This is a genomic window from Priestia sp. SIMBA_032, assembly GCF_046535215.1.
In the GTDB taxonomy this organism is placed as follows: Bacteria; Bacillota; Bacilli; order Bacillales; family Bacillaceae_H; genus Priestia; species Priestia aryabhattai.
Window position 1 is genome coordinate 1 of record NZ_JAWRXD010000684.1, and the last position, 271, is coordinate 271.

General features: G+C 67.2%; 1 protein-coding gene. It reads left to right on the forward strand.

Features of this window, described 5'->3' with window-relative positions; all coding sequences use genetic code 11:
* The coding region (locus SB717_RS36005; RefSeq protein WP_410907782.1) for a hypothetical protein at positions 1–271 on the forward strand (271 nt) is incomplete at both ends.

The window sequence follows — 271 nt, forward strand, 5'->3', positions numbered from 1 at the left end:
GTGTGGCAGCAGGCGCTGCGGACGAGCCACGACCAACTGGTCGCGACGATGCAGAACAACCCGAAAGCCGCCGTGACGGTGGGCGCCGACGGATCCGTGGGCATTCAGCTCGCTCCGATCATCGAGCGGGTGAAGCAGCTGCTGGTGGCTCAGGGGCTCACCTTCGCCAATCAGATACCCACTGTGGACCGCACCATCACCGTCGCGCAGAACTCGTCCATCCCGACGCTGCAGCTGTTCTACGGGCTGGCGGTGGCCGCGGGCGCGTGGC